Genomic DNA, 13713 nt, shown 5'->3' on the forward strand with positions numbered 1-13713 from the left:
AGCGTTAGAAAAAACATAACTATCTGATACTAAATTTTAAATTGTTGATAACTATTTCAATAAAAGTGGTAAAAAATGGTAATTTGTGGTAATATTTTATTTATTTTTGGAAAAATTCTATCATGAATTCATTAATTGGAACATATGAGTGTAAGGTAGATACAAAGGGTAGGCTCCCAATACCAGCGGGTTTGAAGAAACAACTTGCTGAATGTTTGGAAGATGGCTTTGTGTTGAAAAGATCTGTGTTTCAAAATTGTTTAGAACTGCACCCTATGAAAGAATGGGAAAAAGTGATGAATGATTTGAATAAATTGAATCGATTTGTGAAGAAAAACAATGATTTTATTAGAATTTTTACGGCTGGACTAAAAATTGTCGAAGTTGATGCGAATGGAAGGCTACAGATTTCAAAAGATTTAGTGAAATTTGCAGAAATTAATAAAGAAGTAGTTCTTAATTCTTCTGTAAACATGATCGAGATTTGGGATAAAGACAAATATGAAGAGTCGATTAATGTAGATGATTTAGATTTTGCTTCTTTGGCAGAAGATGTAATGGGAAATTTAGGAGAAGATGAGTGAATATCATAATCCAGTATTATTAAAAGATAGTGTTGATGCGTTAATTATTAACGAATCAGGTATATATGTAGATTGTACGTTCGGGGGTGGAGGTCACTCACGTGAAATATTAAGTCGTTTGGATCAAAATGGAAAATTATTTTCATTTGATCAAGATGTGGATGCGGTTCGCAATAAAATTGATGATAATCGATTTGAGTTAGTTGAGCAAAATTTTAGATTCTTGAAAAATAATTTAAGATTTCGTGGAATAAAACAAGTGGATGGTGTTTTGGGTGATTTGGGAGTTTCTTCTCATCAGTTTGATACGCCAGAACGTGGTTTTTCAACTCGCTTTGATGGAGAATTGGATATGCGAATGAATCAGAATGCAAAACTTTCTGCCAAAACAATTATTAATGAATACGAAGAAGAAGATCTTGCTCGTGTTTTTTATGATTTTGGAGAATTGCAAGGTTCGTATCGTTTGGCGAGAGAAGTTGTGAAAGCAAGAGCAGATAAACAAATTAATACAATTGATGAGTTGAAGCAAATTTTTTCATTCATTCCAAAAATGAAAGAAAATAAATTTTTCGCTCAAATGTTTCAGGCATTACGAATCGAAACAAATGATGAAATGGCTGCATTGAAAGAGATGTTAACGCAATGTGGAGAAGTGATAAAACCAGGTGGTCGTTTGGTGATTATTTCGTATCATTCGTTAGAAGATCGTTTAACAAAACGCTACATGAAAAACGGAATGTTTGAAGGTGAACCTGAACGTGATGTTTTTGGAAATTGGTCGGCACCTTTCAAACCTTTACAATCAAAGGTGATTGTGCCAACGCAAGAAGAAATTAATGAAAATCCAAGAGCGCGTAGTGCGAAAATGCGTATTGCGGTTCGTAATGAGGATTAAGAAATAGGAATGGCAAAAAAGAAAAAAATATTACCAGAGAAAAAAACTTTTACAGGTTTGTTGAGAGGTGAGTTTTTAATCAAAACTGGCTCAGAACAAAACTGGAAGTTCATGTTGTATCTGGTAGGTTTGGCTTTTTTGAGTATTTCGAGTTCGCATTTAGTTGATCGTAAAGTGGTTCGAATCGCTGAATTACAAGATAAAGTAGAAGATTTAAAATCTCAATATACAGATAAGCATCGCGATTTGATGCGTATGCAATTAGAAACGGAAATTTTGGAGCGTACAGCAGTGTATGGTTTGAAAATTCCAGATAAACAACCTTATTATATAGTAGACAAAGTTTATGACGAAGTCAGCGAAAAATAAAAACAATATTGTCATCAAAGGATGGGTATTTGCCGGCGCGCTAGCGATTTGGGCCATCTTTATTATTGTTTTTATGTTTCGAATTAATATTGTAGAAGGGGTTGAATTAGAGCGTTTTGCTGAAAAGAATAATTTTAGATTAGATACCGTTACGGCGGAGCGTGGTAATTTATATGCTTCTAATGGCGCATTAATGGCTACAACTGTTACAAAACACAATGTTTATGTGGATTTGACGGTGATCAAAGATGAATTATTTAAAACAGAAATGCACAATCTTGCCGATTCTTTAGGTAAGATGTTTACAAAATCACCTTCTTATTTTTACGACAAATTTTCGACAGAACGTAAAAAGAAGAATCGCTACATGATGTTAGTAAAAGATTTGGATTATGAGCAATATCAACGCATCAAAAAATTTCCAATCTTCAACAAAGGTCAAAACAAAGGTGGATTTATTCATGAAACTGAGTCAAAACGAGAATTAATTGTTCAAGACATTGGTGTTCGTACAATTGGTTACGATGATCAACGCGGAAAAGTTGGGTTAGAAGGAGCTTATTCTGACTTATTAAGCGGTATTGAAGGTCGTCGTTGGGAGCAATTTATGGGACGTGGAAAATGGAAACCAATGAAAAGTTGGGAGCAAGAGCCCCAAGCGGGTTCATCAGTTTACACAACAATAGATGCCGATTTACAAATGGTTGCTTACGATGCTTTGTACAAACAACTTTCTGAATTTGAGGCGCAACACGGAAGTGTAGTCGTGATGGAAGTTCAGACAGGGAAAGTTCGTGCAATTGTGAATTTATCTCGTAAAAAAGATGGAACATATATAGACGATTATAATTATGCGGTTGGTGAAGCTGCAGAACCAGGATCTACTTTCAAAACAGTTTCGTTGCTTGCAGCAATGGATGATGGTTTTATTAATAAAAACTCGACAGTAGAAACGGGAGGTGGAAGTTATAAATTCTATGGTCGTACGATTACAGATACACACGGATACGGAACATTGACTGTAGATGGCGTGATGAAAAAATCGTCTAACATTGGTACAGCTAAAATTATAAATAAATATTACGGAGAAAATCCAAAAGCTTTCTTCAAAAAAATGGATAAATGGCATATGACTTCGCCTCTTGGAGTTGATATTCTTGGAGAAGGAAGTCCAATTATGCACCGTCCAGATAGTAAATCTTGGAGTAATATTACGTTACCTGTAATGGGTTATGGATATGGTTTACAGTTAACTCCAATTCAAATTGTGACTTTCTACAACGCAGTGGCAAATAATGGTAAAATGTTGAAACCATTATTTATGGATAAAATCACACGTAAAGGTGAACCTGATAAAATTTTCGAACCAGTTGTTTTGGTTGATCAATTAACTTCTTTGGAAAATGTAAAACAAATGCAAGAAATGCTTCGAGGAGCAGTAGAACAAGGAACGGGACGTATTATTAGTAATAGTAATTACGATATTGCTGGTAAAACAGGTACTGCTCGTGTTGATTATTGGAAGCGAGACGGTAAAGGAATGCAATATCGTGCATCATTCGCAGGATATTTTCCAGCAGAAAAACCAAAGTATTCTTGTATTGTTGTTGTGCACAAGCCAAATACAGCCAAAGGGTTTTATGGAGGTAGTGTAACTGCTCCGGTTTTTAAGAAAATTGCCGATTGGGTATATTCAAAAACTCCCATACCTTTGCCACGCGATTTAGTAAAAAAGAACGCGGTGAAAGAGTTTAAAAAAGGAGATGATATTAATGTTAGTAATTCTAAAAATATAGTGCCAAATGTGACTGGTCATACAGGATCTAAAGCAATTCCGGTATTAGAAAATTTAGGGTTAGATGTACAATATTCAGGGTTTGGAAAAGTAACAAATCAATCCATTCCTGCGGGAACAAGATTTAAGAAGGGTGAGACAATTTATTTAATGTTGGAAGGATGAGAAATTTAGTTGATGTATTATATAAAGTTTCCATCTCAGAAACGATTGGTTCAACAAAAGTTGAAGTCAATAATATTCAATTTGATTCAAGAAAAGTATCAAACGATGATGTTTTTGTTGCTGTAAATGGAGTTACAGTTGACGGTCATCAGTATATAGAAAAAGCGATTGGTTTAGGTGCTAAAGCAATTGTTTGCGAAGTTTTGCCAGAAAATTTAGTTGATGGAATAACGTATGTGAAAGTTGAAAATTCAACGATTGCATTAGGAATTTTAGCTTCTAACTTTTATGGAAATCCAACAAAAGATTTAAAACTTGTTGGAGTTACAGGTACGAATGGAAAAACAACAACGACAACTTTGTTGTACGAATTGTTTACAAAATTAGGTTATGCTTGTGCATTAATTTCGACGATTAAAATTGTGATTGATGGTGAAGTGATTCCGTCTACCCATACAACGCCAGATATTTTGACATTGAACAAAATGTTTCGCGAAGCGGTAGATAGAGGATGCGAATTTGCTTTTATGGAAGTTTCTTCGCACGGAATTCATCAAAATAGAATTGCTGGTTTGCATTTTGAAGTGGCTGGATTTACGAATATCACACACGATCATTTAGATTATCACAAAACGTTTGCAAATTATCTTGCAGCAAAAAAGAAATTCTTCGACGATTTGCCAAAAACGTCTACGGCAATTTCGAATGCAGATGATAAAAACGGAAAAGTAATGCTTCAGAATACAGTTGCTACGAAAAAATTGTATGCGCTAAAAACTGATGCAGATTTTAAAGGAAAAATTATTGAACACCAATTTGATGGAATGCAATTAGAATTCAATGGAAAAGAATTCTGGACATCATTAATTGGTCAATTCAATGCATATAATTTATTATTAGTTTTTGGTGTAGCGTCAATTTTAGGACAAGATGAATTAGAAGTTCTAAAAGCGTTGAGCACACTTGGAAATGTTGATGGTCGTTTTCAAACATTCAAAACAGAATCAGGAATTATCGTAATCGTAGATTATGCACATACGCCTGATGCGTTAGAAAATGTTTTGGATACAATAGAAGGAATTCGTACCAAAAACGAAAAACTAATAACAGTTGTAGGCTGTGGTGGAGATCGCGATAAAACAAAACGTCCAGAAATGGCCGATATCGCGAGCGAAAAATCTAATCTTGCCATTTTTACATCAGATAATCCAAGAACCGAAGATGCAGAAGAAATTCTTCGCGAAATGGAAGTTGGTGTAAAAGCGCAATTTTATAATCGCACCTTGAAGATTATAGATCGAAAAGAAGCTATAAAAACAGCACTTAAAATGGCCGAACCAAAAGATATTATTTTGATTGCGGGTAAAGGTCACGAGACGTATCAAGAAATTAACGGAGTAAGAACACATTTTTCTGATGTAGAAGTTGCATCAGAATTGAGTAAAATATTGAACAAATAAAGAATGTTATACTATTTATTTGATTATTTAGAAGGTATCCATTTTCCAGGAGCGCGTATGTTTCAATACACGTCTTTCCGCGCGGGAATGGCAATTTTATTGGCAATGTTCATCAGTTTGTTTTACGGAAAACGAATCATCAGTTATTTACGTAAAGAACAAATGGGAGAAATTGTTCGTGATTTAGGTTTAAAAGGACAAATCGAAAAAGCAGGAACGCCAACAATGGGTGGTTTGATCATCATTTTGGCGACATTAATTCCGACTTTACTTTTTGCGAGATTAGATAATATTTACATTATCATTTTGTTGGTTTCAACAATTTGGTTAGGTGTGATTGGTTTTTTAGACGATTACATCAAAGTTTTTAGAAAAAACAAAGAAGGTTTACAAGGTAAATTTAAAATTTTAGGACAAGTTGGTCTTGGAGTTGTAGTTGGATTAATGCTTTATTTCAGTCCAACAGTTACCGTAAAACATCAAGAAAATAGAGTAAAAACGCCTGTAGGAACAGAACAAACAGAATACAGCCGACAAATAAAATTTGGTCCAGAAGAAAAAACGTTGGAAACAACAATGCCTTTCGTGAAAGGAAATGAATTTAACTATTCTGATATTTTATTTTGGATAGATGCGCAAGATCGACCAACATGGGCGGTTGCAGCGATTTTTATTTTTGCAGTAATTTTTATCATTACAGCAGTTTCGAATGGAGCAAATTTAACAGATGGAATCGATGGTTTAGCAGCAGGTAGTTCGGCTGTGATTATGGCGGCAATCTCGATGTTTGTTTTCGTTTCTGGAAACTTAATGTTCGCCGATTATTTGAACATTATGTTTATTCCGCGTTCAGAAGAAGTCTTGATTTTCTGTGGTGCATTCCTTGGAGGTTTGATAGGATTTATTTGGTATAATACCTATCCAGCTCAAGTTTTCATGGGAGATACAGGAAGTTTAACAATCGGAGGAATAATTGCTGTTTTAGCAATTATCGTTCGTAAAGAATTATTACTACCAATTTTATGCGGAATATTTTTCGCAGAAAGTTTATCAGTAATGTTACAAGTGTCTTATTTCAAGTACACGAAAAAGAAATTTGGTGAAGGTCGTAGAATCTTTTTGATGTCTCCTCTACATCACCATTTTCAGAAGTTAGGTTATCACGAAAGTAAAATCGTGGTGCGTGCAATTATCATCGGAATCATTTTAGCGGTAATTAGTATTATTACCTTAAAGATTAGATAAAAAATGAAAAGATTAGTCGTTTTAGGAGGAGGAGAAAGTGGCGTAGGAACAGCTATTCTTGCGAAGAAAGAAAACTTTGATGTTTTTCTTTCGGACATGGGACAAATAAAAGACAAGTATAAACAACTTTTGGAGGAGCACGGAATTGCTTATGAAGAAGGTCAGCACACAGAAGATTTGATTCTGAATGCCGATGAAGTAGTGAAAAGTCCAGGTATTCCAAAAAAAGCAGCGCTAATTCAGAAATTAGAAGAAAAAGGAACTTCAATTATTTCTGAAATTGAATTTGCGTCTCGTTACACAGATGCAAAAATTATTGCGATTACAGGATCTAATGGAAAAACAACAACAACAAGTTTGATGTTCCATATCCTAAAGCAAGCTGGATTAAATGTAGGATTAGGTGGTAACATCGGAAAAAGTTTTGCAAAATCTGTAGCAGAAGACAACTTTGATTATTATGTATTAGAAGTAAGTAGTTTTCAGTTAGATGATATCAAAACAGATTTCAAACCGTATGTTGCAATTTTGCTGAACATTACACCAGATCATTTAGACCAATACAATTATCAGTTTGATTTGTATGCAAAGGCTAAATTCAGAATTACTGAAAACCAAGATGAAAACGATTATTTTATCTACAATTTGGATGATCCAAAAACAATGGAGATGATTGATCAGATTGATATTCGCGCTCATCGCAAACCGTTCACAATGATGGATGCAACAAATGAAGCATACGCAAACAATGAATTGTTCCGTGTGAACGATTCGAATGGTGATTTTACAATGTTAGTGAATGATTTAGGATTGATTGGAAAACACAATGTTTCTAATTCATTGGCTGCGGCTGTAGCCTCAAAAATTATTGATATTAATAATGAGGAGCTTAAAAAGAGTTTATCAGATTTCAAATCTGTTGAACATCGTTTAGAGCCTGTTTTGACAATTGGAGGAATTGATTTTATCAACGATTCTAAAGCAACAAATGTAAATGCAACGTATTTTGCCTTGGAAAGTATGACAAAACCTATTATTTGGATTGTTGGAGGAACTGATAAAGGAAACGATTACAACGAAGTTTTACCTTTCGTAAAAAAGAAAGTGAAAGCAATTGTTTGTTTGGGTGTTGATAACGCTAAAATTGTTGATTTTTTCAGTCCATATATCGATAGAATTGTTGAGACAAATACAATGAAAGATTGTGTAGAGCAATCATATAAATTAGCAACAAAAGGAGAAACGGTTCTTTTGTCACCAGCTTGTGCAAGTTTCGATTTGTTCAATGGTTACGAAGATCGTGGAGATCAATTTAAAGAAAACGTACGCAAATTATAATAACACAACCAACCAATGTCTAACATCGTACAAAAATATTTTAAAGGCGATAAACCGCTTTGGGCTTTCATTTTATTGTTAGCACTATTTTCGTTTTTACCTGTTTATTCAGCAAGTTCTAACTTGGTGTATACGGTAGGATCGGGTACTATTTTTGGTCATTTAGGTAAACACGCTGTGATTTTATTAATTGGTTTATTTATCATTTATGGATTGCAACGTGTCGATTATCGTTGGTTTGGCTTATTTGCTTTAACGGCTGTTGTTATACTTTCGGGAGTTTTAGCATTGACGCTCGTGCAAGGGCAAACAATTGGAGGTGCAAATGCTGCGCGTTGGTTAACGATTCCGGGAACTGGAATTGGTATTCAACCTTCGATGATTGCTTCGCAAGCGTTGTTGATTTATATAGCTCGTTATTTGACAAAAAATAGAGACAAAGAATATACGTGGAAAAATACAGCAGTTCCATTATTCTTACCAATTATTGTAATTGTAGGATTAATCTTTCCTTCTAATGGTTCAACAGCGTTGATGTTAGCTGGAATGTGCGGAATATTGTTGATTATTGGTGGATTTCCATTCAAATATTTATTTACAATTGCCGGAGTAGGTTTAATACTCGGTGGCGGATTTGTGTGGATGGCTTTATCTCGACCAGATTTAGTAACAAATTCTCGTGTGCATACATGGATGTCACGTATCGAGAAATTTAATGATGATTCTGGATTAGAAAGTTATCAAGTTTTACACGCAAAAGCTGCAATTGCAAGAGGATTGAATGAAATGGCTGGACCAGGAAAAAGTGTTTTCAAACAAACTTTACCTCAGTCATCATCCGATTTTATCTTCGCGATTATTGTAGAAGAATATGGTGCGCTTGGAGCAATTCTATTAATTGGAATTTTCCTTCTGATTTTAATACGGATTTGTATCATCGCATCTAAAATTCATACTGTTTTTGGTACGTTACTTGTGTTTGCAGTTGGCTTACCAATTATTATACAAGCCATGGTAAATATGGCGGTAGCGGTTAATTTAATTCCAGTAACGGGACAACCATTACCAATGATTAGTTACGGAGGAACGTCCATTTGGATGACATGTATTTCGTTCGGAATTATTTTGAGTGTAAGTACTCAAATTAAATCGAAAGAAGAATTAGAACAAGATAGAAAAGTATTAAGTGAAGAATACATCGAAGACATCGCCTAAAGTTTTAATAAGCGGCGGAGGAACAGGTGGACATATTTATCCAGCCATTGCAATAGCAGACGAAATTAAAAGACGTTTGCCAGATGCGCAAATTTTGTTCGTAGGAGCAGAAGGAAGAATGGAAATGGAAAAAGTGCCAAAAGTTGGGTATGACATAAAAGGTTTACCAATTTCTGGATTTGATAGAAGTAACATGAAAGCGAATTTAAAGTTCCCTTTCAAATTGATAAAAAGCTTAAGTCTTGCAAAAAAAATCTACAAAGATTTTCAACCAGATTTAGCTGTTGGTACAGGAGGTTATGCAAGTGGACCAATGTTGTGGGTAGCAGGAAGTAGAAATGTTCCGATTTTATTACAAGAACAAAATTCGTTTCCAGGAGTTACCAATAAAATTTTGAAAAATAAAGCCAGTGCAATTTGTACAGCTTATGAAGGAATTTCTCAGTTTCCACAAGAAAAAGTGCATTATACAGGAAATCCTATTCGTGCTGAAATTTTTCAAAATTTACCATCCAAAGCAGAAGCAATTTCAGCTTTTGGATTAGATCCAGAAAAACCAACAATTTTATCAGTTGGTGGTTCACAAGGATCAAGAGCAATGAATAACGCTTGGTTAGAAAACCTTGATGAATTTGTTGCAAGTGGCGTTCAGTTGATTTGGCAAACAGGAAAGTTAGATTATCAAAAAATCAAAAATTTAGTTTGTGATAAATATCCAACGATTCATGTAACCGAATTTATTTACAACATGAAAGATGCGTATGCAGCTTCGGATATGATTGTTTCTCGCGCAGGAGCAATGGCAATTTCGGAATTGTGTATTGTTGGAAAAGCAACTATTTTGCTTCCATTGCCAACAGCGGCAGAAGATCATCAAACCAAAAATGCACAAGCATTGGTTGAGAAAGATGCAGCGATTATGGTGAAAGATGCAGATGCAAAACAAATTTTAGTCAAAGAAGTAATTGCTTTGGCGAACAATGAAGAATTAAAAAATAAATTATCTCAAAACATTAAGCAATTAGGGAAACCGAACGCAACAAAAGAGATTGTAGATATATTATTGAATTTATTATAATGAATATTTTAGATAAAACATATTATTATTTCATCGGTGCAGGAGGAATCGGAATGAGTGCTTTGGAACGTTTCTTCAAGTCAATCGGAAAAGAAGTTGCTGGTTATGACAAGACGCAAACCGAACTAACAACTGAATTGATTGCTGAAGGAATTGATATTCATTTCGAAGATAACATTGACTTAATTCCAGCAGGAATTAATGCAGAAAATACGTTGGTAATTTATACGCCAGCGGTACCAAAAGATCATTCAGAACTAAATTATTTTTTAGTGAATGATTTTAAAGTCATGAAGCGTTCAGAAGTGTTAGGTGAAATTACCAAACATACATACAATATTGGTGTTGCGGGAACACACGGAAAAACAACGACTTCGTCTATTTTAGGACATATCCTAAAAGTTGCGAATGTAGAATGTACAGCTTTTTTAGGTGGTATTGCTGAAAATTACGATTCGAATATTATCCTAAATGGATCTAAATATACAGTTGCAGAAGCCGATGAATTTGATCGTTCTTTCTTACGTCTTTCTCCAAAATTAGCGATTATCACAAGTGATGATGCAGATCATTTGGATATTTATGGTGAGCGTGATGAAGTGAAAAAATCGTTTCAAGAATTTGCGGCAATTGTTGAAGAAAAATTATTTGTTCACAAAGGTTTGCCTTTCGACGGAGCTTTTACATATGGAGTAGATTTGGACGCAGATTATGATGGGCACAATGTAAGAATTATTGATGGACATTATGTATTTGATGTAAAAACACCAAACGGTTCATTGACAGATGTTGGAATTTTATTACCAGGACATCACAATATGGAAAATGCGGTTGCGGCTTTAGCTGTTGCAGATTACATGGGTGTTCCACATGATAAAATTAAAGAAGCTTTATCAACTTTTGTTGGAGTTAAAAGACGTTTTAATCGTTTCGAAGCAAATGGAAAAATTTACATCGACGATTATGCACATCATCCAACAGAATTGAATGCAGCAATTCGTTCAGTTCGTGAACTTTATCTGGGTAAAAAAGTGTTGGGAGTATTTCAGCCTCACTTATTTACACGTACAAGAGATTTCGCAGAAGAGTTTGGACAAAGTTTATCGCAGTTAGATAGTTTGATTTTATTAGACATTTATCCTGCCAGAGAGTTACCAATCGAAGGAATTACTTCAAATTGGTTGCTAGAAAAGGTGAATTTAAATGAAAAAATAGTATCTTCATTAGAAGATAGTTTAGCAAACATCAAAAAACAAGATTTTGATGTATTATTGACTGTTGGAGCAGGAAATATTGATACAATTGTTAAACCAATAAAAGAGTGGTTAAGTGAAGCGTAAATTGAAAATCATAAAAGTGATTTTTGGAGTTGCCTTGCTAATCGGTTTGATTAGTTTTACGGTAATTAAGAATGCTTCGCGTACTGTGAAAAAAATTGACGTGGCGTTTGTTCAGCCAGTTGATAATTATTTTATTAATGATGAATCGATAAGAGAAATTATCAACAAAGATGGAAAAGACATTCTGAAACAATCTCTACGAGAGGTGAATGTAAAAGAAATCGAACAAAAAGTAAGTGAGAGTCCTTTTGTGGATTCTGTACAAGTAAGTAAGGATATCAACGGACATTTACGACTTGACATAAAAGCAAACTCAGCAGTAGCAAGAATAAAGACGCTGAAAAATGAATTTTATTTGACAACAAAAGGCGGGAAAATGCCTTTATCTAAATTAAATTCAGCAGATGTAATCTTAGTTTCTGGTGATGTAAAACCGAATGAGTATGAAGATTTGAGTAAGTTTGTTCAAGCTTTGAAAGCTGACGATTTATTAAAAAATCACATCATAGCAATTCAAAAAGTGGGACAACGTTCTTTTAATTTAATTGTAAACACAGGAAACTATTATATAGAATTAGGAACTTTAAACAACTTTGAACAGAAGTTACATAATCTAAAATTATTCTATAATCAATACATTGATTTTATAGGAACTGAAGATTATGAAAAATTGAGCTTGAAATTTGTAAACCAAGTTGTAGCAACCAAACGAATAAAAAATGGAAAACAATAGTAAGATTGCAGTTGGCTTAGACATAGGGACTACAAAGATTGTAGCACTTGTCGGACGAAAAAATGAGAACGGAAAAATCGAAATTCTTGGACACGGACAAGCAAAAAGCTTAGGTGTACACAGAGGTGTTGTAAATAATATTACACAAACCATTAACTCGATAAAAGAGGCAATTGATAAGGCTGAAAGATCATCTGGTGTCAAAATTACTGATGTTACTGTTGGTATTGCCGGACAACATATTCGTAGTTTACAACATAGCGATTACATTACTCGTACCAATTCAGAAGACGTGATTGATGATAATGATTTAAAGTTATTAACAAATCAAGTTTACAAATTGGTCATGTTACCTGGAGAAGAAATTATCCATGTTCTTCCTCAAGAATTTAAGGTTGATAACGAAGGTGAAATCCGCGAACCAATCGGTATGTACGGAAGCCGTTTAGAGGCTAATTTCCATGTGGTTGTAGGACAAGTTTCATCCATCCGAAATATTGCACGTTGTGTAAAAGCTGCTGGTTTACGTTTGGCAAGTATTACTTTAGAACCAATTGCATCATCTAGTGCTGCGCTTAGCGAAGAAGAGAAAGAAGCTGGTGTTGCATTGATTGATATAGGTGGTGGAACAACGGATATTGCAATTTTTAAGGATAATATTATTCGTCACACATCTGTTATTCCGTTTGGAGGAAATGTGATTACAGAAGACATTAAAGTTGGATGTTCTATTATTGGAAAGCAAGCCGAAGCTTTAAAAGAAAAATTTGGTTCTGCTTGGCCAGGAGAAAATAAAGAAACTGAAATTGTATCGATTCCTGGTTTAAAAGGACGCGAAGCAAAAGAAATATCATTAAAAAGATTGTCACAAATTATTCATGCACGTGTGCAGGAAATTTTGGAACAAGTATATTTGGAATTGAAAAACTACGGTTGCGAAGATCAAAACAAAAAATTGATTGCAGGAATCGTTTTAACAGGTGGTGGATCTAAATTGAAACACATTCGTCAACTTACAGAATATGTAACAGGAATGGATGTAAGAATTGGATACTCTAACGAACATATTGTTGGTGCAAAAGCTGAGGAAATTAGCGGACCAGAATATGCAACATCTGTTGGATTATTAATGAAAGGTTTAGAAGAATTAGCGGCGAATTATCAGCACGAAATTTATGAAAAACCAGTTATTAATAATTTAAATAACCAAGAAGAATTAGAAATTGGAATTCAACCAACACAACAAACTAAGACTGTGAAAGCTGAAATTGTTGTTGAGGAAGAAATTATCCAAAAACCAAAAAGAGAAGAAGTAGTAGACGAATTCTTGGATCAAGAAATTGGTGAAAAGAAAGAAGCTAAATCTAAACCAGAAAAGAAAAATTTCTTTTCGAAATGGACGGATAAATTTATCCAAATGATCAACGAAACTGAATAATAAGAATAAACTAGAATAAATTACGAATCAATTTAATAAGAAGAATATGAGTGAT

At 34.1% G+C, this 13713-nt stretch carries 12 protein-coding genes; all 12 read left to right on the top strand.

From position 1 onward, the window contains the following. Positions 1-122: 122 nt before the first annotated feature. Genes mraZ through ftsA form a run of 12 tightly spaced genes read left to right on the top strand, consistent with a single transcriptional unit; the run spans position 123 to position 13658 of the window. Positions 123-584, top strand: coding sequence for a division/cell wall cluster transcriptional repressor MraZ (mraZ, locus tag B4E59_RS10355; protein WP_038332815.1), 462 nt, complete (start codon positions 123-125; stop codon positions 582-584). Continuing rightward, the gene (gene rsmH / locus B4E59_RS10360; RefSeq protein ID WP_291052822.1) at positions 577-1482 is read left to right on the top strand and encodes a 16S rRNA (cytosine(1402)-N(4))-methyltransferase RsmH; all 906 of its coding nucleotides are present in this window, start codon (positions 577-579) and stop codon (positions 1480-1482) included. Before mraZ ends, rsmH begins: the two co-directional genes overlap by 8 nt. Before the next feature lie 9 nt (positions 1483-1491). Beyond that, a complete protein-coding gene (locus tag B4E59_RS10365) occupies positions 1492-1851 on the top strand; it encodes an FtsL-like putative cell division protein (RefSeq protein ID WP_052217625.1) in 360 nt (119 codons plus the stop codon). After that, positions 1829-3811 carry a PASTA domain-containing penicillin-binding protein gene (locus B4E59_RS10370; RefSeq protein WP_221855357.1) on the top strand — a complete coding sequence of 661 codons (1983 nt, stop codon included), beginning with the start codon at positions 1829-1831 and terminating at the stop codon, positions 3809-3811. The genes B4E59_RS10365 and B4E59_RS10370 overlap by 23 nt, the downstream gene beginning before the upstream one ends. After that, positions 3808-5271, top strand: a complete 1464-nt coding sequence (locus tag B4E59_RS10375; protein WP_291052825.1) for a UDP-N-acetylmuramoyl-L-alanyl-D-glutamate--2,6-diaminopimelate ligase — start codon at positions 3808-3810, stop codon at positions 5269-5271. Before B4E59_RS10370 ends, B4E59_RS10375 begins: the two co-directional genes overlap by 4 nt. A 3-nt stretch (positions 5272-5274) precedes the next feature. Next, positions 5275-6516, top strand: a complete 1242-nt coding sequence (gene mraY, locus B4E59_RS10380; RefSeq protein ID WP_291052827.1) for a phospho-N-acetylmuramoyl-pentapeptide-transferase — start codon at positions 5275-5277, stop codon at positions 6514-6516. 3 nt (positions 6517-6519) lie between these two features. Then, positions 6520-7854, top strand: a complete 1335-nt coding sequence (murD, locus tag B4E59_RS10385) for a UDP-N-acetylmuramoyl-L-alanine--D-glutamate ligase (protein WP_291052830.1) — start codon at positions 6520-6522, stop codon at positions 7852-7854. A 15-nt stretch (positions 7855-7869) separates the two neighbouring features. Then, positions 7870-9069, top strand: a complete 1200-nt coding sequence (locus B4E59_RS10390) for an FtsW/RodA/SpoVE family cell cycle protein (protein ID WP_291052833.1) — start codon at positions 7870-7872, stop codon at positions 9067-9069. Then, positions 9041-10147 carry an undecaprenyldiphospho-muramoylpentapeptide beta-N-acetylglucosaminyltransferase gene (gene murG, locus B4E59_RS10395; protein ID WP_291052836.1) on the top strand — a complete coding sequence of 369 codons (1107 nt, stop codon included), beginning with the start codon at positions 9041-9043 and terminating at the stop codon, positions 10145-10147. Before B4E59_RS10390 ends, murG begins: the two co-directional genes overlap by 29 nt. Further along, on the top strand, positions 10147-11487 hold the full coding sequence (gene murC / locus B4E59_RS10400; RefSeq protein WP_291052839.1) for a UDP-N-acetylmuramate--L-alanine ligase: 1341 nt from the start codon (positions 10147-10149) through the stop codon (positions 11485-11487). Before murG ends, murC begins: the two co-directional genes overlap by 1 nt. Before the next feature lies 1 nt (position 11488). Then, positions 11489-12220 carry a cell division protein FtsQ/DivIB gene (locus tag B4E59_RS10405; protein ID WP_260391980.1) on the top strand — a complete coding sequence of 244 codons (732 nt, stop codon included), beginning with the start codon at positions 11489-11491 and terminating at the stop codon, positions 12218-12220. Next, positions 12207-13658: a cell division protein FtsA gene (gene ftsA, locus B4E59_RS10410; protein ID WP_291047152.1), complete on the top strand. Its 1452-nt coding sequence runs from the start codon at positions 12207-12209 to the stop codon at positions 13656-13658. The genes B4E59_RS10405 and ftsA overlap by 14 nt, the downstream gene beginning before the upstream one ends. Positions 13659-13713 lie beyond the last annotated feature (55 nt).

The sequence above is a fragment of the Empedobacter sp. UBA2044 genome (assembly GCF_002333005.1).
GTDB classification, from domain to species: domain Bacteria; phylum Bacteroidota; class Bacteroidia; order Flavobacteriales; family Weeksellaceae; genus Empedobacter; species Empedobacter falsenii_B.

Excerpts from the sequence above, each read along its gene's own strand:
- murD (WP_291052830.1), top strand. The coding sequence starts at position 6,520 with ATGAAAAGATTAGTCGTTTTAGGAGGAGGAGAAAGTGGCGTAGGAACA.
- B4E59_RS10375 (WP_291052825.1), top strand. The coding sequence starts at position 3,808 with ATGAGAAATTTAGTTGATGTATTATATAAAGTTTCCATCTCAGAAACG.
- rsmH (WP_291052822.1), top strand. The coding sequence starts at position 577 with ATGAGTGAATATCATAATCCAGTATTATTAAAAGATAGTGTTGATGCG.
- mraY (WP_291052827.1), top strand. The coding sequence starts at position 5,275 with ATGTTATACTATTTATTTGATTATTTAGAAGGTATCCATTTTCCAGGA.
- murC (WP_291052839.1), top strand. The coding sequence starts at position 10,147 with ATGAATATTTTAGATAAAACATATTATTATTTCATCGGTGCAGGAGGA.
- B4E59_RS10365 (WP_052217625.1), top strand. The coding sequence starts at position 1,492 with ATGGCAAAAAAGAAAAAAATATTACCAGAGAAAAAAACTTTTACAGGT.
- B4E59_RS10390 (WP_291052833.1), top strand. The coding sequence starts at position 7,870 with ATGTCTAACATCGTACAAAAATATTTTAAAGGCGATAAACCGCTTTGG.
- mraZ (WP_038332815.1), top strand. The coding sequence starts at position 123 with ATGAATTCATTAATTGGAACATATGAGTGTAAGGTAGATACAAAGGGT.
- ftsA (WP_291047152.1), top strand. The coding sequence starts at position 12,207 with ATGGAAAACAATAGTAAGATTGCAGTTGGCTTAGACATAGGGACTACA.
- B4E59_RS10370 (WP_221855357.1), top strand. The coding sequence starts at position 1,829 with ATGACGAAGTCAGCGAAAAATAAAAACAATATTGTCATCAAAGGATGG.